At 65.1% G+C, this 20436-nt stretch carries 10 protein-coding genes; 6 read left to right on the top strand and 4 right to left on the bottom strand.

Translation table 11 applies throughout. The features are described from left to right. Positions 1–183: 183 nt before the first annotated feature. Positions 184–3057 (bottom strand): HlyD family secretion protein, encoded by a 2874-nt coding sequence (locus ACSR1C_RS07530; RefSeq protein WP_460258785.1) that lies wholly within the window; start codon positions 3055–3057, stop codon positions 184–186. A 264-nt stretch (positions 3058–3321) separates the two neighbouring features. On the opposite strand from ACSR1C_RS07530, the gene ACSR1C_RS07525 reads away from it, so the two are divergent. The 6 genes from ACSR1C_RS07525 to ACSR1C_RS07500 all read left to right on the top strand — a co-directional run bounded on the left by ACSR1C_RS07525 (position 3322) and on the right by ACSR1C_RS07500 (position 18970). After that, complete coding sequence (locus tag ACSR1C_RS07525; protein ID WP_460258786.1) at positions 3322–3762, top strand: hypothetical protein; 441 nt, start codon at positions 3322–3324, stop codon at positions 3760–3762. Positions 3763–3906: 144 nt separating this feature from the next. Beyond that, the gene (locus ACSR1C_RS07520) at positions 3907–12069 is read left to right on the top strand and encodes an SDR family NAD(P)-dependent oxidoreductase (protein WP_460258787.1); all 8163 of its coding nucleotides are present in this window, start codon (positions 3907–3909) and stop codon (positions 12067–12069) included. After that, positions 12066–15920 carry a type I polyketide synthase gene (locus ACSR1C_RS07515; protein ID WP_460258788.1) on the top strand — a complete coding sequence of 1285 codons (3855 nt, stop codon included), beginning with the start codon at positions 12066–12068 and terminating at the stop codon, positions 15918–15920. The genes ACSR1C_RS07520 and ACSR1C_RS07515 overlap by 4 nt, the downstream gene beginning before the upstream one ends. 114 nt (positions 15921–16034) lie before the next feature. Next, positions 16035–16322, top strand: coding sequence for an acyl carrier protein (locus ACSR1C_RS07510; RefSeq protein ID WP_460258789.1), 288 nt, complete (start codon positions 16035–16037; stop codon positions 16320–16322). Between the two features lie 47 nt (positions 16323–16369). Beyond that, positions 16370–17989, top strand: a complete 1620-nt coding sequence (locus ACSR1C_RS07505; RefSeq protein WP_460258790.1) for an alkaline phosphatase family protein — start codon at positions 16370–16372, stop codon at positions 17987–17989. Positions 17990–18034: 45 nt separating this feature from the next. Beyond that, on the top strand, positions 18035–18970 hold the full coding sequence (locus ACSR1C_RS07500; RefSeq protein ID WP_460258791.1) for an alpha/beta fold hydrolase: 936 nt from the start codon (positions 18035–18037) through the stop codon (positions 18968–18970). Between the two features lie 9 nt (positions 18971–18979). Here ACSR1C_RS07500 and ACSR1C_RS07495 read toward each other — a convergent pair whose 3' ends face one another. From ACSR1C_RS07495 to ACSR1C_RS07485, 3 genes are all read right to left on the bottom strand, one after another. Further along, complete coding sequence (locus ACSR1C_RS07495) at positions 18980–19240, bottom strand: DUF6455 family protein (protein ID WP_460258792.1); 261 nt, start codon at positions 19238–19240, stop codon at positions 18980–18982. 16 nt (positions 19241–19256) lie between these two features. After that, on the bottom strand, positions 19257–19517 hold the full coding sequence (locus ACSR1C_RS07490; RefSeq protein ID WP_460258793.1) for a DUF6455 family protein: 261 nt from the start codon (positions 19515–19517) through the stop codon (positions 19257–19259). An 89-nt stretch (positions 19518–19606) separates the two neighbouring features. Then, complete coding sequence (locus ACSR1C_RS07485; protein WP_460258794.1) at positions 19607–20308, bottom strand: M48 family metalloprotease; 702 nt, start codon at positions 20306–20308, stop codon at positions 19607–19609. Between the last annotated feature and the right edge of the window lie 128 nt (positions 20309–20436).

Raw genomic sequence — 20436 nt, 5'->3', positions numbered from 1 at the left:
ACCGGCGACCGGGTGCGATTCCCTATAAAAATCCTTAAACTCAAGCACTGATGCCAAACCTTTAGTTTCTTCGCCGAAGGGCCCTGTCTCCCCCGCAGCGTTGCTGCCTGCTCAGGTTCCGCATGCCCTTGAGCCGTAGCATAATCCCCAAACTGATCCAACCCCCGGAGGGCGGAGCTTCGCTCATGGCAGCCACGACCACAGCTCGACCTGGAAGAAGCGGACGATCACGCGCGAGAAGGCTTCCCATACCGGGCGTTCTTCGGCCGAAACCTTGGCGAACCCGGTCATGTTGGAGGATAACTTTCCCTCTACATTCGGCACTTTGACCACCACCCGGATCACCCGCCCGAAATCGCGTTCTTCGGCCTTGGGCGCGACCCGGTAGACCGTGCCGGTCAGGCTGTCATTGGTGGAGCTCCAGAGTTTGAGCAGCACCTCGGCATCAATCGCAACCTCGTCAATCTCGGTTTCCGGCACCTCGATCTCCGCCAGAACCACGCGGTTGTTTTCCAGCTGGGCGAACAGCCCGCCCTCGGGCAGGAAGGCGCCGACGGGCACCGCATCCAGCGAACTGACGATCTGGCCCTCGCTGGCGGCCCGGATATGGGTCTGTTCCAGTTGCAGTCGGCTGAAGGCGAGGTCTTCCTCGTTGCGCGCGATATTGGCGCGCGCTGCGGCGATTTCGCTTTCGCGCGCCCCCGACCGGACCAGTTCCAGCGCGGCCAGGGCTTCCTGCCGTGCGGCGACCGCGATCTGGTGTTCGCTTTCGGCCGCATCCAGCGCCTGTTTGGTGATCGTGCCGCTGGCGAACAACTGCTTTTGCCGCTCCAGTTCGCGCGCGGCGATGGCGATCCGCAGGTCGGCGGATTCGACGCTCTGTTCGGCCACCGCGATCTCTTCGGGGCGGGCGCCGGAAATCAGGGTCTCCAGCTCGGCCTGAAGCTTGGCGATCTCGGCCTCGCGCACGGCGATGTCGCGTTTTTCGTCCCAGTTCGACAGAACCGCCAGAATCTGGCCCTTTTCGACCCAGTCGCCCTCGCTGACATAAACCTCGGTGATTTCGCCGTCGGTGCGCGCCCGCACCTGCGACAGTTCCAGCGGCTGGATCGTGAATTCGCCGCCGACCTCGAACGCATACGGCATCATCGCGACATAGATCAGCCCGATCAGCAACAGCGCCCAGATGATCCGCGCGCGCCATTTGTTGCGCGGCGGTCTGGCGGCGGCGCCGATGTTCAGCACCCGGTCCAGCTCTTCGGTCGAGGAGCGGGGCCGCGCCGGGGGCGGGCTTTTCCGTTTCGGGGCTGCCGGCGTGGTCGGTTTTGGCGGCGGAAGCTGGGCCGGCGCGCGCCGTGACGCCGGAACCGGCAGCGCGGCGGGCTGTGCGGCGGCCGTGTCCTGCGGCGGCGTTTCGGGTTCGGGCGCAGATGCGGACGGGGTGGCGGGCGCGTCCGGCGCCTTGGCCTCGACCTCTTCCCACGCATCGGCGGGCGCGTCTTCCGTCGGCTTTCCCGCCGGTGCGGCGGGGGTCGGTTCGTCTAACAGATCGAAATCCGGCAAGTCACCTTCCAGCTCGGCCGAAAGGATCGCCTCCAACTCGTCCATGATCGGGTCGTCATCCAGATCCGCATCGTCCTCGGGGTCGTCCGCGAACAGATCCTCCAGATCGGGATGCACCGGGGTAGCGTGTTGCGCGCGCGACCGCGCCGGGCGGGGGGCGGTGAAAGACGGGGAAATGACCTCGGCCTGCGCCTTGGGGTCGAGGTCCTCCTCTTCCTCCAGCGCGGCCGAAAGGATCTGTTCCAACTCGTCCATGATCGGGTCGTCATCCAGATCCGCGACATCGTCGGGGTCATCCGCGAACAAATCGTCCAGATCGGGGTCGGTGCCCCCCGCCGGGCGCGCGCCATCGAAAAACGCGTCGGGGTCGTCTTCCACCTCGCCGCCGGACCAGCGCGGCTGGCCCCAGCCCGGATCGTCGCCGAACACCTCACGCAGGGCGGCCTCGTCGGTGCCGGACGGCTGCTGTGCAGGCGCGGCCGCATCATCGGGCGCCTGCTTTGCCGCCAGACCGGCCTTGGCACCACGCTTGGGTTTTTCGCTCATCTTGTTCGGGGTCCCTGGCAAATCCGTTTCCTGCACTGGATCGTCCGCTTGGTGCGCGGAATAAACACGCGGCTCGGCAATCCGGGCCGCCATGACCTTCGTCCCCCCCGGGTCCCGCGCCGCGTTGCGGGGCTGTTTCACCGCTTTGCGCACGACGGGTCTGCTACTTTTCCTCGATCTCAGACTTATCAGAAAAAGGGTCACCATAGCCAGTATAATGCAGAAAATTACCACACCCGTCCCACGCAGCTGCGCCTCAAGTGCGAAAGCGATGCCGCGCAGAACCAGATAAATCAGAAAGGCCGTGAACCCGGCCGACAGAACCGCGTATCCGACCAGCGCCCAGGCCTCGCCCCGGCTCAACCCCGCCGGAATCCGTTTGCCGGTCAGGATCATCGCCGTCAGCCGCAAGGATTGCTGGCGCAGCGTGGGCCGCTTCAGAAACGCCGCCAGCCAGCGATACCCGTCCGCCGGCCACAGCGGGTTGAGCGTGAACAGAAAAGAGCCGAATCCACCCACCGCCACCGCCAGAAACATGTCGGCCGCACCCGACCCCGAGCGGCTGAGCATCAGCCACAGCAGCAGCCCGCCCGAGAACATCGAAAGCTTGGTCAGCAGCGGCGCGCTGTAGCAGGCCCGCTGCGCTTTGAAGCTCAGTTCCCGGATCGGGCCACGCTGAATGAAGAAACGGGGAATCACCCCGAACAGCAGCCGGATTCCGAACTGCGTCGAATCAGCGCGATAGAATGCCATGGTCGTGCCCAGCATAATTTTGCTGAAAAGGTTGGCAGTCAGCATTCCTATGAGCAAATTCTGAAAAAAACCGATCGACAGGAAAACCCGGTCGATATGGTCGCTCAGGTCGTACCAGTTGAAGGCTGCGGCAAATCCGGCCAGAATCGCACTGGGCCAGATCAGCCATGTGACAAAGCGCAGGGGGCTGAACACATCAGACATCCCCCGGAAAAACCCCGCCGGATTGCACAGCGTTACGCTGAACGGCACTTTTTTCTGCCGATCAGCCGGGCGCCCCGGCCCGTTTCGCTTGTTCATATAGGCGTCAGAGTTCATGATTTATTGGCACCATATGCTTGGTATCATAGATGGTAAAAGACTCGGGATGCGGCGCTTGCCGCAACGGAACTTAACTGCTAATTTGCACAAAAAATAACAATTCATTCAGAGTATAAAACTTAAAAGGTATTTACGGACATGGGACGCAATACGACAACTGATAGTGCTATTAAAGATGCGACTGCGCGTGCAGCCGTTGTTAAAGGAGTTGAAAACGGAATGGACGCAGCAGCTGCAAAGGGCCGCAAGGCCCGTATCGCCACACGTCTCGGCGAAGCCGGTTCTTCCAAACGGCAGACACGCAAGCAGATGGTCATGAAAATTTATGGCCTGCTGACCAAGACCCCCGCCGACGATTCCGGCATGGTCGCAGACACCCCGTTCAGCCAGACCGGCGTTGCCCGGTTGATGGAAACGCTGCAAAAGCGTGCCGAAAGCCCCGAAGCGCCCGGCGCCAAGGTTGCCGCAGGGATGCTGAAGTTCCTGTCGCCCGAGGACGGCTCTGCCGAAACCGTAAGCGGCGCGAGCGTCGAAAAGCTTCAGTGGGTTGCGAAGAAAGGCAGCCGGCTTTCCAAATAAGGCCCGCAGGCGGTCGCATATCTGCCATACGATCGCCTTAGCATTGTGCAGGCTGTTCAGAATTGAATCAGAAGGCCGTGGACATCTCGTATCCCGGTGTTTCTGATACGTTTTATAAACATAAGTTGTGATGTAGCCGTGCAAATGCCGAGATTTGAAACGAACCGCGCCCACCTGGCGGATTTCCATGTATGGGCGCTTGCCCCTCGCGGGCTGAAGTCGATCAGACTTCTGCGGGCGGCCGAAAAAGCAGGTGGTCTGGGCATTCATGCCCTGGCCGCCACCACCCCCCCAGAGATAGACGAAGAACTCTGCGCCCTGCCCGCAGCCGGGCTGGCGCGGTACGGCGTCGCGCTCGACACCTCCAAGCAGATGGGCGCCATCGCAAAAACCACCCCCGACGGGCTGTGTGTGCTGATCGCGCCCCAAGTCGCGTTCCAGGGCGCGAAAACCGCGATCTCGAAGCTTCGCAAACAGGGCGTTCAGGTCTTGTGCGAGGTCATTCGCTGGTCCGACGATCTGTCGGCGCTGGAAGACCAGATCGACGGCTACATCCTCAAGGGGCATGAATGCGGCGGTCTGGTCAGCGAACAGACCACCTTCATCCTGCTTCAGCAATTCCGCAGACAGACCGGCCTGCCGCTTTATGCGCGCGGCGGTATCACCCCGGAAACCGCCGCCGCCGCCCGCGTCGCCGGGGCCGCGGGCGTGGTGCTGGACGACCAGATCCTGCTGCTGGCGGAATCCCCGCTCGACGACGAAATGCTGCGCCGCCGAATCGCCGGTTTTTCGGGCAGCGAAACATTGCAGGTCGAGGCGCCCGAGGGCGGCCGCTATCTGCGCGGGCTGGACCGGCCCGGAAAATCGCTTGCCCCCGACTATGCCGCCCGGCTGCGCGACAGCGCGGAGCCGATGGAGGACATCGCCCAGGGCTTTTCCTGGGCCCCCGGCGCGGTGCCCCCTGCCGGACAGGGCCTGACGCTGGCCGCGCCGCTGGCGCAGCGCTATCACACGCTGGGACGGCTGGTTCAGGCCATCCTGCGGGCCGTAAACGACCTGCCCGCCCGGGCCGCCGAACGGCGCGCGTTGTCCGAAGGCGCGCCGCTGGCGCAAACCCTGGGCACGACCTATCCGATCATGCAGGGCCCGATGACCCGGGTCAGCGACGTGTCGGATTTCTTCCTCAAGGTGGCCGAAGGCGGCGCCCTGCCCTTTGCCGCGCTGGCGCTGCTGCGCGGCGACACCGTCGCCAAACTGCTGGACGAGACCAGCGCGCTGCTGGGCGACCGGCCCTGGGGCGTGGGTCTGCTGGGCTTTATCGACACCAAGGTCCTGAAACCCCAGATCGACGAGGTGTTCCGGGTCCGTCCGAAATTCGCGATCATCGCGGGCGGGCGGATCAATCAGGTGCTGGATTTCGAGGCGCAGGGGATTTCCACCTTCGTCCACGCCTCGACTGCCGGGCTGATCCGGAACTATCTGGACGAAGGCGCACGGCGTTTCGTCATCGAGGGCCGCGAATGCGGCGGCCATATCGGCCCGCTGTCCAGCTTCGTGCTGTGGAGCGCGATCATCGAGGCGATGCGCGACCACCCTGTGGTCAAGAAACAGGGCAAGAAGGTGCAGGTCGTCTTTGCCGGCGGCATCCATGATGCGCTGTCGGCGGCGATGGTGGCCACGCTGGCCGAACCGCTGGCCGCGCTGGGGGTTTCGGTCGGCGTGCTGATGGGCACCGGCTATCTGTTCACCAGGGAAATCGTGGACTCAGGCGCCATCGTGCCCGACTATCAGGATGTGGCGCTGACCTGCGGCGAGACGCAGTCGCTGTGGGAAGGGCCGGGGTTTGCCAGCCGCTGCGCCATCACCCCGATCACCGGGGAATTCCGCACCAAGAAGCTGGCGATGGAGGCCGAAGGCGCCTCGGTCAGCGAAGTGCGCGAAACCCTGGAAACCTATTCGCTGGGCCGGTTGCGGATGGCGACCAAGGGCATGGCGCGCATCGGCCCCGACAAGGCGCTGACCGCAATCGACGAGGATCAGCGCCGCAGCCAGGGCATGTACATGATCGGTCAGGTCGCCGCGATGAACGACAGCGTGCGCAGCATCGCCGGTCTGCATGACCAGGTGTCCGCCGGGTCGGTCGCCTATCTGGCGGATTTTGCCCAGGCCGACACCCCGCCGGCCAGCGCGATCACCCCGGCCCCGTCGGACATCGCCATTGTCGGCATGTCCACGCTGCTGCCCGGTTCGGACAGCCTGGCCGCCTATTGGCGCCGGATCCTGTCGGGCGAAAGCGCGATCCAGACCATCCCCGAAGACCGCTGGTCGGTCACCGGCAATTTCGATGAAGACCGCGCCGCCCGTGACAAGAGCTATTCGCGCTGGGGCGGCTTTCTGGACGATGTGGCCTTCGACCCGCTGGAATACGGCATCCCGCCCAGCACGGTGCAATCGGTCGATCCGATGCAGCTTCTGGCGCTGGAACTGGTGTCGGACGCGATGTCGGACGCCGCTAACGGTGCGACCGAAGAGCAGGACAAATCCCGCACCTCGGTGATCTTCGGCTTCAGCGGCGGATTGGGCGAGATGGGCGCGAAATACGCCACCCGCGCCGATCTGCCCCGCCTGCTGGGCACCCCATCCGAAACGGTGCTGGACAAGCTGCCGGAATGGACCGAGGACAGCTTTGCCGGGCTGCTGCCCAACGTGGCGGCGGGCCGGGTCGCCAATCGCTTCAACTTCGGCGGGACCAACCATGTGGTGGATGCGGCCTGCGCCTCGTCCCTGACCGCGATCTACACCGCAGTGATGGAACTGGAAAGCGGGCGCGCGGATACGGTCGTGGCGGGCGGCATCGACTCGTTGCAATCGCCGTTCGGCTATCTGTGTTTCTCCAAGACCCAGGCGCTGTCGCCGCGCGGCATCTGCAACACGTTCGACACCGATGCCGACGGGATCGTGATTTCCGAAGGTCTGGCCGCCGTGGTGCTGAAACGGCTGGCCGATGCGGAACGCGACGGCGACCGGATCTATGCGGTGATCAAGGGCGTCGGCGCATCCAGCGACGGGCGCGCCAAGGGCCTGACTGCGCCGCTGCCCGCCGGGCAGAAACGCGCGCTGGCCCGCGCCTATGCCCAGGCCGGGTTCGACCCGGCCAAGGTCGAGTTGTTCGAGGCCCATGGCACCGGCACCGTCGCCGGCGACAAGGCCGAACTTGAAACCGTCACCGGCGCACTGGTCGCCGCCGGGGCGAAGCCGCACAGCGCCGCGGTCGGATCGGTCAAGACGCTGATCGGCCACACCAAGGCCGCCGCCGGCGTGTCGGGGCTGATCAAGGTCGCGCTTGGCCTGCACCATCGGGTGCTGCCGCCACACGCCTTCGTGAAAACGCCCAACCCGGTGTTCGAGGATGACGAGACCCCGCTTTACCTGACGCAGGCGCCGCGCCCCTGGGTCACGACACCGGACCGGCCGCGCCGCGCGGGCGTCAGCTCGTTCGGCTTCGGCGGCACCAATTTCCATGTCGCGCTGGAGGAATACCGCGCCCCGGACGCGCCCGCGCCCAAGGCCGATATCGGCGCCGATCTGGCGGTGTTCGGCTTTGCCGGGGCGACGCGCGACGATCTGCACAAGCAACTGACCAAGCTGCAGTCCGCCTGCGCCACCGTGCCCAGCCTGCGCGCACTGGCGCTGAAGGCACTGGCACGCAGCGGAACCGGCGGTCTGCGCCTGGCCTTCACCGCCGCCTCGCTGGACGAGGCCGCGCAGAAGATTGACGCCGCGCTGGCCTTCCTGGCCGATACCGCGGCGACGGCGCCCAAGGGCCTGCATTTCGCGGATGCGCCGCGGCTGTTGGCCGGCGGCAAGCTGGCCTTCCTCTTTCCCGGTCAGGGCTCGCAATATCCAGACATGCAGCGCCAGACCTCGCTGCTGGATCCGGTGATGATCGACCGGCTGGATACGGCCGAAACCGTGCTGGCGGCAACGCCCACCTTCGGCGGTGCCGGGCGCAAGCTCAGCCGCCTGATCTATCCGGGCGACGCGTTCTCGCCCGCCGACCGCAAACGCCAGATGGCCGCGCTGACCGCGACCGAGATCGCCCAGCCCGCGCTTGGCGCGGTCGAGGCCGGCATGATGTCGGTGCTGGCCGGCCTGGGCGTGCGCCCCGACATGGTCGCCGGTCACAGCTATGGTGAATTCGTGGCGCTGCATGCCGGCGGGGCCATCGGCTATGACGATCTGATCCTGCTGTCCGAGGCGCGCGGCCGCGCCATGGTGGAAAACGGCGACCCGGACAAGCCCGGCGCGATGGCCGCCGTGGCCGCCGATGCCGACGCCACCCGCGCCGCCATCGCGGGGATGGCGGGCGTGGTTGTCGCCAACCTCAACAGCCCGAAACAGACAGTCATCGCCGGGCCGAAACAGGATATCGACAAGGCGATCGAGGCGATTGCCAAATCGGGGCTCGAGGTCACGCCGGTGCCGGTGTCGCAGGCGTTCCACTCGCCCTTGATGCATGCCGCGCGCGATCAGTTCGCCGGGGTGCTGGCGTCGGTCGCCTGGGCCCAACCCACCGTTCCGGTCTACAGCAACACCACCGGCATGCGCCACGATGACAACCCGGCCAAGCTGTGCGACATGATGGCCGCGCATCTGGTCAGCAGCGTCGATTTCGTCGCGATGGCCCGCGCCATGGTCGCCGATGGCGCCAGCGTGTTCGTCGAGGTCGGGCCGAAATCGGTGCTGTCGAACCGCCTGTCCGAAATCCTCGGGCCCGGCGCGGTCAAGGCGATCGCGCTGGACCGCAGCAAGGGCGATGCCGCCGCCTTCACCGACGGGCTGGCCCAGCTTTATGCCGAAGGCTATCCGGTCGATCTGCACAGGCTGGCCGATGCCATGGCCGAAGTCACGCCGCGCCAGGCGAAATCCGATACCCGCAACCTGTGGTATCTGAACGGCGCCTATGCCCGCCGCGCAGGCGACCCCAAGCGCGATGTCAGCATACCCGCCGCGCCGGTCGCCCCGCAAATTTCCGCCGCCGACGGCGCAATTTCGCCGTCCCAACCGCAAACAACCACCGAGGTGCTGGAGTTCATGGATATCACGAATGACAACCTGAACAGGCCCGTCTACCCGGCTTCAGGACAGCCGGACATGCTGGGCAATTATCACAACATGATGCGCGAATTCCTGCGCGTGCAGGAAAGCGTCATGCTGGCCTATATGGGGCAGGCCCCGGCCCAGCCCCAGGCCTTCGACATGCCGCTGCCGAGCTATAGCGCCCCGGCACCGGCGATGACCGCCCCCATGCCGGCCCCGACGCCCATGCCGGTTCCGACACCAGCACCGGCCCCCGTCGCCGCCGCCCCTGCGCCGGTTGCCGCGGCACCCGCAGCCCCGGCACCCGCACCAACCCCCACCCCTGCGCCCGCCGCAGCGGCGGCGCCAAAAGCGATCGACCTGCTGGGCAGCTTTACCGCGATCATCGCCGACAAGACCGGCTATCCCGAGGATGCGCTCGACCCCGATCAGGAGATGGAGGCCGACCTCGGCATCGACTCGATCAAGCGCATGGAAATTCTGGGCGCGCTGCGCAAAATCCTACCCGACGACGCCTCCGAGGCGATGCGCGCCGACATGGACTCGGTCGTCGAGCTGTCCACCATCCGCGAAATCGTCGATTTCGTCTCTGCCAAGGTCGCCGGTGGCGCCCCGGCCGGGAACGGGGGGGGCATCGCGGCCGAACCGCGCCCTTTTGAACTGACCGGGGAGGCAACAAAAACCGCTGCCGTGCTTCCCCGGTATATTCAGGTCCCGTTTCAGGAACCTGTCGATCACCTGACCGAAACCTTGCCCACGGGCATGCGCGTCGCGGTGACAGAGGCAGCGGACGATTTCCACACCCCCGTTCTGGCCGCGTTGAAACAGGCCGGGGCGCAGGGGGTCGTGCTGCCGCAATCGGTGCTGCAGGACGACACGCCCGGCGCGATCGGCGCCTGGCTGGCGGAACAGGGCGGCGATGCGCCGATGGGGCTGATCTATCTCGACAGCCGCGCCGCGCTGCCCGTGCTGAACGATCTGGACTATGCCGCCTGGCAGCAGATTCACAAGACCGGCACCAAGCGGTTCTTCGCGCTGCTGCAGGCCATGGCGCCGCGCCTGAAAGAGGGCGGGCGCCTGATCGCGGCGATGGAAACCGGCGGGCTGTTCGGCCGCACGTCGCAACCGATCCCGACCGGGGTGTCCGCCGCCGCGGGCGCACTGGGTATCGTCAAGGCGCTGTCGCTGGAATGGCCGACCTGCAGTTCCAAGGTGGTCGATCTGGACCGTGCCGAAGACGCCGCCACCCGCGCCGCCCATATCGTTGGCGAGCTGTCCTTCCTCAAGGGTCGGCGCGAGGTGGGCTATCCGGCGGGCAAGCGTACCATCCTGCGCACCGAGCCGGCCTCGCTCTCGCCGCCCGATGACGCCTCTTTCATGATCAACGCCGACTGGGTCGTGGTGGCCACCGGCGGCGCGCGCGGAATCACCGCCGAATGCCTGCGCACCCTGGCACCGCATGCGCCGACGCTGGTGCTGGTCGGGCGATCGCCCCTGCCCGTGCCCGAAGGCGACGACACCCGCATGCTGGACGCGGCCGGGCTGCGCACCCATTACCTGAACGCCGCCCGCGCCGCAGGCGAGAAAATCCGCCCCGCCGCGATTGAGGCGCAGGTCGGCCGCCATCTGGGCCGGCGCGACATGCGCCAGAACGTCGATGATTTCACCGCCTTCGGCGCCAAGGTGGATTACCGCATCGCCGATGTGGGCGATGCGGATGCGGTGAACGCGCTGTTCGCCGATCTTTACGACACATACGGCCGCATCGACATGCTGGTGCATGGCGCCGGGCTGATCGAGGACACGTTCCTTGAAAAGAAAACAGCCGAAAGCTTTGACCGGGTGTTCGACACCAAGGTCAACAGCGCCTTCCTGATGGCCAAGGCCCTGCGCCGCGACAGCCTGAAAGGCATCTGTTTCTTCACCTCGGTCGCGGGGCGATACGGCAATCGCGGACAGACAGACTATGCCGCCGCGAATGAAACGCTGAACCGCCTGGCCTGGGAGCTGAAGCGCGAATACGGCCCCGATGTCGCCGTCAAGGCGATCAACTGGGGCCCTTGGGCCGCCACCACCACCGGCGCCGGGATGGTCACCGACAATGTGCGTGAACAGTTTGAATCGCGCGGGATTTATATGGTCGAACCCGTTCCGGGCCGCGATCTGTTCTTCAAGGAAATGTTCTGGGGCGCGCCGGACGATGTTGAATCGATCGGCTGGGTCGCCGATGGCGAAACCATGGAACAAACCGTTTGCGGCCTGCCCGTGCCGCCGGGGACAGAGCCGCTGGGTGGCAAGCTGGTGCTGCTGCGCAACGGCTATCGCCGCGAAAACGGCAAGCGCGAGGTCATCCTGCGCTTCGATTTCGTGAACGCGCCCTATGTCGATCACCACCGCTTCGACGGGATCGGCGTGATGCCGGTCGCCGCCGTGATGCAGATGATGAGCGAAGTACCCGCCGCCTTCGGCATCGACCGCCCGGTGGTCGCGGTCGAGGATCTGCGCCTGTTCAAGGGGCTGACCCTGGCCGACGGCCCGACCGAGATTCGCCTGCAGTTGGAAGACGAGGCCCCCGATGGCCGGCTGCGGGTCAATATCCGGTCCTCCGCCGACCCCAAACGGGTGAATTACCGGGGCGACGTGCGGCTGGGCGATACCTTGCCGCAGTTGATGCTGGATCCGGCCGAGCGGCCGGCGACGCCCAGCTGGACCGGCCCGGATATCGGGATGATGTACCGCAGATGGCTGAGCCATGGACCGCGGTTCCAGACCCTGACCGGCATCCGCGCGATCGACGCGGCCGGGGTCTGGTCCGACGCGCACTGCACCCGGCCCTCGGATTTCGTGCCGGTCGGACCCGATCTGGACTGGAGCTTCGACCCGGGCCTGATCGACGGGCTTTTGCAAACCGTCTGGATCTGGAGCAAGGCAATGCAGGGCGCGTCCACCCTGCCGCTGTCGGTCAAGGCCGTGCGGCGCTTTTCAGGCAATCCGCAGAACGGGCCGCTGATCGCGGACACGCGCATCCTGTCGGCGCCCGAGGATACCGATGTTCTGACCCGGCTGCGGGTTTACGATGCACAGGGATTGCTGTGCTTTGAACTGGACAGCTTCAAGGGCCAGTCGTCGCAGCATCTGAACCGCCTGGCGGGCGGCTGGCAGGGCGGCGAACGGGATTATGGCGATGTAATGGGAAAAACCGAATGACGGCGCAGACGGACGATATCGCCATTGTCGGCATGGCCGGGCTTTACCCCGGCGCCGATGACATCGACGTGTTCTGGTCGAATATCCTGAACAAGACGGATGCGGTCACCACCTCCAGCGAGGACTGGCTGGGCGACGATTACATCCTCGACCCCGACTCCGACGACCCGCTGAAGATCTATACCCGCAAGGGTGGCTTTCTGGGCGATCTGTCGCGCTTCGACGCGATGGCGCATGGCACGGTGCCGCGCTCGGTCGAGGGGGGACAGCCCGATCAGTTTCTGGCGCTGAAACTGGCCTACGACGCGCTGCGCGACGCGGGCTATACGCCGGGCAAGTTCGATGGCCGCGCCACCGGGGTGATCCTGGGCCATTCGGTACATGCCCATCGCGGCAACAGCAACGGGATGCAGCAGGTCTGGTTCCACAACCAGACGCGCAGCCTGTTGAAATCCATCTTCCCCGACTTGGCCGAAAGCCGGATCGAGACCGCGATCGAGATGATGCAGGCCAAGATGCCGCATATCGCGACCGAAGCGGTGCCGGGGCTGGTGCCCAATATCCTGAGCGGGCGGATCGCCAACCGGCTCGATCTGATGGGGCCGAACTATATCATCGACGCGGCCTGTTCGTCGTCGATCATCGCCACCGATCTGGCCATCAATGAACTGCGCGCCGGGCGGGCCGACATGATGCTGGCGGGCGGAGTGAACACCACGACCTCGCCGCTGGTCTACAGCGTGTTCTGCAGCGTCAACGCCCTGTCGCGCGACGGGCTGATCCGCCCGTTCGACAAGCGCGCCAGCGGCACCGTCCTGGGCGAAGGCGCCGGCATGATCGTGATGAAACGCCTGGCCGACGCGCAAAAGGCCGGCGACCGGATCTATGCGGTGATCAAGGGCATCGGCCAGTCGTCGGACGGCAAAAGCTCGGGCCTGATGGCGCCGCGGCTGGAGGGCGAAATCCTGGCGATCGAGCGGGCCTATCACAATTGCGGCCTCGATCCCGCCAGCATCGGGTTGGTCGAGGCACATGGCACCGGCATCCCGCTGGGCGAACGTACCGAGTTGGAGGCGCTCAAAGCGGCCTTCGGCAGTCGCCACGGGCCGCTGCCCACGGTGCCCATCGGCTCGGTCAAATCGATGATCGGGCATTGCATCCCGGCCTCTGGCTCGGCAGCGATCATCAAGATGGCGTTGTCGCTGCAAAACAAGATCATTCCGCCCACCCTGTGCGAAGAGGTCAATGACGGGATCGGGCTGGAAGACACGCCGTTCTATGTCTCGACCGAGGCGCGGCCCTGGATTCACAGCGCCGACACGCCGCGCCGCGCCGCGATCAACGCCTTCGGCTTTGGCGGGATCAATGCGCATATGGTTCTGGAAGAAGCCCCCGGCGCCGGGTTTACCGACCCCACCGCCGCCTTCACCCGCCCGGCGATCGCCCCCGCCGCCACACCCGAGCATGTCTTCGCCTTTGCCGGGGCCGACCGGGCCCAGTTGCTGGCCACGCTGGAAAGTTTCGGTGCCGCGCTGCAGGCGGACGGCGCTGATTTCGCCAGCCTGGCGCAGTCCAGCTGGGAAACCGCCGCCAACCATGCCGGACCCGAGCGCCTGTCGATCGTCGCCTCTGCGGCGCCGGATTTCGCCAAGAAGCTGGCCACCGCGCAGGCCAAGCTGCAAAGCCCCGAAACCCGCTCGCTCCAGACCCGCAATGGCATTTATTTCGAGGCCGCGCCGGTCGACGGCAAGGTGGCCTTCCTGTTCCCCGGCGAGATGGCGCAGTATCCCGGCATGATGGCCGATGTGGCGATGGCCTATCCGATGGTGCGCGAATGGTTCGATTTCATCGGTCAGTTGACCGAGGGCCAGCGCTTTATCCGGCTGGGTCAGGTGGCGTTTCCGCCGCCCAGTCTGGTCGATGCCAAGGGACAGGCCCTGCTGGAAGAGCTGATCCACCGGGTCGATTACGGATCCGAGATGGTGTTTGCCGCCGATCAGGCGGTGCACGGGCTGCTGACCTCGCTCGGCATCCGCGCCGACGCGATGCTGGGCCATTCGACCGGCGAAAACGCGGCGCTGGTGGCCAGCGGGTTGCTGGATCTGGATCGCGGCGATATCGGCAACATGATCCGTCAGATGAACGTGATCTTCCGCGAGGTCGAGGAAAGCGGCTCGGTCCCGACCGGTGTTCTGCTGACCATCGCCGCGCTGGATGCAGCACAGCTGCACCCGCTGATTGCGGCCTATCCCGAAATCCATTTCACCATGGACAACTGCCCCAATCAGGCGATCCTGTTCGGCAGCAAAGACCAGATCGACGCGCTGGAGGCACAGGCCGTCGCCCTTGGCGCGGTCTGCACCCGGTTGCCGATTTCCTGGGGCTATCACACCGAGTATGTCGCGCCGATGGCCGAAAAATTCGGCAAGCTGTTCGAAGGGGTCACGCCGGTCGACAGCCCGGTGACGCTGTATTCCTGCGCCACGGCCACCCCCTTTCCCACCGACCGCGATGCGTTCCGCGAACGGGCAGTGGCGCAATATGTGTCGCGCGTGCGGTTCACCGAAGCGGTCAACCAGCTTTACGAAGACGGGCACCGCATCTTCATCGAATGCGGCCCGAACGCGAACCTGACCGCCTTCGTGCGCGATATTCTGGGCAACCGGCCGCATCTGGCAGACTCCGCCGACAATCGCCGCCGGGGGATGGTGTCGCAGTTGCGCCATCTGGTTGCGCGTCTGTTCACCGCCGGCCTGCCGCTGGAGGCCGACGCGTTTCTGGCGCCGCCGCAAAGCGCCGATCAGATCCGCCGCGCCGAGATGCGGACGAAATACCGCAAGGCGGCCGCGCTGCCCAGCCACCTGCCCTATGTCCGGCTGGATGAGGCCGAGGCCAGGGCGATCCGCGATCTGATCGCGCCGGAACCGGCCCCTGCTGCGCCCGCACCGCAGACCGCGGCCCCGTCCGCCCCCGCTTATACCCCGGTGGCGGCGCCACAGCCGCAATCGGCCCAGGCCGGGGTCAATGGCCATATCGACCTGATGACCGCCTTTCTGAAAGGTCAGGAACAGGTCGCGCGCGGCGCGCTTGGCGCACCCGCCCTGACACGGGCCGCCGCCCCTGCGGATCCCGACGCAAAGAAAATCCTCGTACTCGATCTGGCGCGCGACTTTCAGATGCCGTTCGATTTCCGGGCCTATCTGCTGCGCGGCGCGCCCAGCTTTGCCGGGATGCTGCCCTATCTTGGCGCCGGCGAACAGGACGAGGCCCGACAGGTCGCTGAAAAGGCGCGCTCGGGTCAGGCTTGGGCGGAATGGAGCCTCAGCCGCCTGGCGGTGAAACGCGCGGCGGGCGAACTGATGGCAAATGGCAGCGGCCAGCGCCCGCAGGACAGCCTGATCGAGGTGCGCAAACATGACGGCGGCGCGCCCTATCTGCAACTGGTTGCGGGGGCGGGCATCGCCCCCGCGATCTCGATCTCGCATGTGAACGCCCTGGGCATCGGTGCGGCGGCGGATCCGCGCTGGCGACTCGGGATCGACTATGAGCTGCCGGGCCGGGTCCGCGATCCGGGCGCGTTTCTGGACAGCATCCTCGGCACGGCCGAACGGCAGGTGATCCGCTTCGCGCCCACCGGGCAGACCGCCACCACGGTCTGGAGCATCAAGGAAGCCGCGGCAAAGGCGCTTGGCGTCGGCATTCAGGGCCGCCCGCAGGAGTTCAGCATCGTGGAGCTTGACCCCGCCCTTGGTACCGCGCATGTCGCCTATGGGGCGCACAATCTAGAGGCGAAAATCCGCCGGGTTGGCGACGGCATCTGTGCGGTCGCGTTCATTGCTGCAGCGCAGTAAAAAGGTACTATGCAAAGCAGCATCGGTTATGAAACACTGTCCGCAGAATACAAATCACGACTTTTTTTGCGGCAACGGCCGGTGGTCGGACAAATTAATTACAGGAGGCCCATGTTGCAATCGGTTCAAATTGAAGAGCGCCTGAAAACGACGCTCGCCGAATTCGTCGAAGATTGGGGCGTCAGCGTTGCGATCACCCCGGACACCACCCTTGTCGAGGATCTGGAATTCGACTCGATCGACGTGATCCAGTTCGTTGTCGCGGTGGAAAGCGCCTTTGGCACCCGGAACATGGGGTTTCAGGAACTGCTGATGCAGGACGGGCGCTATGTCGATGATCTGAAGGTCAGCGAAATAACCGCTTTCCTCGAAAGCCGTCTCCCGCAGATGCAGGCCTCCTGATCGGGCAGGCCAGACTAAAAATCGAGCGGCACCAAGGAATACATATTATGACAAGTACATTACTTATCGGTCTGGACGGCGCGACATTTACCGTTCTCAAGCCCCTGATTGACGGCACCGCCGAAGAAGGCGTGGTCATGCCCTTTCTGGCAGAGCTGATCAGCACCGGATATTCCGCGAACCTGCGGTCGACCAATCACCCGCTGACGCCGCCGGCCTGGACCTCGGTCGTCACCGGACGCACCCCCGGCCACCATGGCATCTATGATTTCGTGCGGTTCGAGGATCTGGGCGACGATTTCTATTTCACCCTGTATGACGCACGCGACATCCGCACCGAAACCCTGTGGCAAGTCGCCAGCCGCCAGAACAAAAGCGTCGTTTCGCTCAACTTTCCGATGATGGCCCCCCCGCCCGAGGTGAACGGCTCGCTCGTGCCCGGCTTCGTGTCGTGGAAGCACCTGCGCCGTAACATGTGGCCGCGTTCGCTGTTTCAGCGGATCGACAAGATCGAAGGTTTCGACCCCAAGGAACTGTCCTGGGATTTCGAGCGTGAAAGCCAGATCGGCGACGTCATGCCCGACGAAGAACTGTACAAATGGGTCGAAAACCACCTGCCGCGCGACAAGCAGTGGTTCAATATCGGCCTGCACCTGCTGACGGAAGACAAACCTGACCTGTTCGCGCTGATGATGGACGGCACCGACAAGATCCAGCACCAGGCCTGGCATGTGCTGGACCCCGCGCTGTGGACCGGCGATGCGAATGACGCGGCGAAGGCGGTGCGCAAGCTGGTCTTGCAATATTTCAACGAGCTGGACGGCTATGTGCGCGACCTGTACGAGGCCGCCGGCCCGGATGCCCAGATGGTCATCGTGTCCGACCACGGCTTTACCGGATCCGACAAGGTCGTGCGCATCAACCTGTATCTCGAAGAGCTGGGCGTGCTGACCTGGCGCGAAAGCGATGGCTCGGATGCCGCGCGCCGCCGCGATCTGGCCAATTTCGCCAATCTCGACTGGACCCAGACCAAGGCCTTCTGCCCCACGCCGTCGTCGAACGGCATCGTGATCCGGCAAAAGTCCGATAAATGCCCCAACGGCGTGGAACCCGCTGAGTATGAGGCGTTCCGCGATAAGCTGATCGCCGATCTGCTGGACATGACCGACCCTGAGACCGGCGAAAAGGTCATTGCCGACGTGCTGAAGCGCGAAGACGCCTTCCCCGGCGCGGCGATGGTCAATGCGCCCGACCTGACGCTGATCCTGGCCGATCACGGCTTCGTTTCTGTCCGCAACCGCGCGCCTGCCGTGGTGACCCGCCCCACGCCGCTGGGCACCCACCATCCCGACGGGATCTTTATCATGACCGGCCCCGGCGTGCGTCATCAGCGCGGCGCGGACATGTCGATCGTCGATACCACCGCGATCGTCGCGCACAGCATGGGCCTTGAGGTGCCGCGCGATTTCGAAGGCACGATCCCCGGCGATCTGTATGACGAAAGCTGGCTGTCCGATCATCCGGTCAAACTTGGGGCGGCCACCAAACCCCTGGCCGAGACCACCGGCGCGGCCACGCCCGGCGACAGCCCCGGCAGCGCCGAGGACAGTGAACAGAAGGAAGAGGTTCTCGCGCAGTTGCGGCTTCTGGGATATCTTGAAGACTAGGGCGCAAGACCGAACCGGCACCAGTCACATGGTAGCGTGAAAGATATGGCGAGGGTTGCGGCAAACGGGGTTACGCTGAACGTCACCGAAATCGAACCGCGCACGCGGGGCAGGTATTCGGCGGACGAGGTGCCCGTGATCTGTGTTCACGGCCTCGCCGCCTCTTCTGCCTTCTGGTACGGGGCGGGGGCGCCGTTCATGGCGCTGATCGGCCCGACCATGCTGTATGACCTGCGCGGCCATGGCAAAAGCGGCACCACCGATACCGGCTATAGCGTGACCAACATGGTCGCCGATCTGATCGCGCTGATGGATGCGCGCGGCATCCGCAAGGCGCATCTGATCGCCCATTCCTTCGGCGGCATGATCGTGCTGCTTTGCGCCCTCAAACATCCCGAGCGCGTGGCCAGCCTGACCCTGGCCGATGTCCGGGTGCGGCCGATCCAGACCAACCTGTCGATCCGCGCCAAGACGATCCCGCCGGCGCTGGAACGCCGGCTGGAGGAATACGGGATCGACCTGTCGGCGATTTCCCAAAGCGATGACGGGATCGGCTATCTGAATGCGGTCGCGAAAATTCAGGTGGCCGCCGGTGCCGAGGCGACCGAGCTTTTGATCGCACTTTATCGCCATCCCCGGTTGTTCAAATCGCTCAAGAACGCGCGGAAATGGATTCAGCTGACGGAAAATGCCAGCTTGGTCAAAGACCTGAAGGACGAAAGCGCCTTTGTCCCGGCCGATCTGAAAAAGATCAAACAACCGATCCTGATCCTTGTCGGACAGGAATCGCCCACGCTGACCTCGGCCAGAACGCTGGCGCGGCTGTGCTCTCACGCCATCCTGGAGGAAATCCCGAATGCCGGACATTTCTTTCCGGCGTCGCATCCTAAGCTGTTCCTGCGACCGACCTTGCGCTTTTTGCGGGCCGTCAACCGCGGCGATCCCAGGTTGCAGACCCACCGGGCGCAGTCCAGCGCCTGAACGGGCGGATCACCCCTTGGCTTTCAATCGCTCCAGCACCGGCTTGATCGCGCAATAATCGGGCAGCGCATCGGCGCCGCGCCCCTGCAAAGCCATCCATTCCATGCAGCGCCGCGACTTGCCGCAGCCGCAACAGGTCGCCACGGTCTGCGTGTAATCCGCCCGGTCCAGCCGCCCCGCCTTCAGCGCGCCGTTCAGATCCACGCCGATGCTGCGGGCCATCCCCTGTGTCAGCCAGAAATGCCGTGATAATCTGCCGTTATCTTCCATCTGGTCCACCCTCGGCTCAACGCGCCCGCATTGCCTCCAGCTCCGCTTTGTTGCGGCAAAAGGACGGGGTCTCGTCACTGCCGCTTTCGGCGTTGAGGGCCAGAAAATGCTGGCACTCCCCCGCCTCCAGGCAGCCCACGCAGCGCAGAACCGTGCTGCGGAACTGTTCGGGCGTCAGCCGCCCGGCCTGCATTTCCTCGGCCAGATCGACGCCCAGCACATCGGCCATGCGCTGCACCAGATCCGCATGCTCATCAAGCTTCGTTAAACCAAACATCTGCTTTCCTCTGCTGAACCAACTGACGTTGAGGAAAGCAGAGTCGGGACGCAGACGCCTTGATACGCATCAAAGACGCGGCAGGCGGATCACAGACCGGCGGCCACCTCGGCAACGACCCGCTGACGCTGGGCGTTGGGCGGGTGGGTCCCCAGAAAGCTGTTTCCGGGATCGGGGATGCGCGCAAAATACTGCGCGCCGATCAACGGATCATAGCCGGCGTGGGACGCGATCACGGTGCCCAGCGCGTCTGCCTCCAGCTCCATGTCCTGCGAAAACACGCGCGATCCAAGCGTGGCGCCGATCCGCTGCGCGGTATCCTTGCCCTGCTCGCCCACGCCCCCGACCGCGGCCACGGCGCCGAAGATCAGCGCCCCGGCCAGCGCGGTCTGCTGCTGTTTGGGAATGTGCGCCTCGATATGATGCGCGGATTCGTGCCCCATGATGAAGGCCAGTTCGTCAGGATTGCGCGCATCCTCGATCAGCGCGCGGGTGAAGGTGATCACCGGGCGGCCATTGGCATCAAGGCTTTGATAGGCATTGGCCGGCTGGCCGGGCCGGTCATCCACCGCGATCGTGAAGTTGCAGTTCTGCCCGCCGGTCCGGGCGACGCATTCGCGTTCGGCCACAGGCTCGACCCGGTTTACCACAGTGACAAAATTGCGCGCAGCCACATCGGGCGACAGCTGCGGCCCGGCCGGCTGCGACATGGTTACTGGCGGCGCGGTGGTGGTGGTTACGCATCCGGCAAGGGTCAACGAGGCGGCGGTCAGGCAAAGGGCAAGGCGCATGGGCGTCTCCGGTCACGATTTCGGGATGATAATAATCGCTTCGGCGGGAATGACCATTCACAACCTGTTGCCGCAGGCCAGACCTGACCGGTCCGCGCAATCGCTGTTTCCTTCGGCCGCGCGCCGCG

It is taken from the genome of Actibacterium sp. D185-2 (genome assembly GCF_054954595.1).
Note: the sequence above shows the minus strand (reverse complement) of the source record. Positions and strands in the feature narration are given on the sequence as shown.

Excerpts from the sequence above, each read along its gene's own strand:
- ACSR1C_RS07525 (WP_460258786.1), top strand. The coding sequence starts at position 3,322 with ATGGGACGCAATACGACAACTGATAGTGCTATTAAAGATGCGACTGCG.
- ACSR1C_RS07520 (WP_460258787.1), top strand. The coding sequence starts at position 3,907 with ATGCCGAGATTTGAAACGAACCGCGCCCACCTGGCGGATTTCCATGTA.
- ACSR1C_RS07515 (WP_460258788.1), top strand. The coding sequence starts at position 12,066 with ATGACGGCGCAGACGGACGATATCGCCATTGTCGGCATGGCCGGGCTT.
- ACSR1C_RS07505 (WP_460258790.1), top strand. The coding sequence starts at position 16,370 with ATGACAAGTACATTACTTATCGGTCTGGACGGCGCGACATTTACCGTT.
- ACSR1C_RS07500 (WP_460258791.1), top strand. The coding sequence starts at position 18,035 with ATGGCGAGGGTTGCGGCAAACGGGGTTACGCTGAACGTCACCGAAATC.
- ACSR1C_RS07495 (WP_460258792.1), bottom strand. The coding sequence starts at position 19,240 with ATGGAAGATAACGGCAGATTATCACGGCATTTCTGGCTGACACAGGGG.
- ACSR1C_RS07490 (WP_460258793.1), bottom strand. The coding sequence starts at position 19,517 with ATGTTTGGTTTAACGAAGCTTGATGAGCATGCGGATCTGGTGCAGCGC.
- ACSR1C_RS07485 (WP_460258794.1), bottom strand. The coding sequence starts at position 20,308 with ATGCGCCTTGCCCTTTGCCTGACCGCCGCCTCGTTGACCCTTGCCGGA.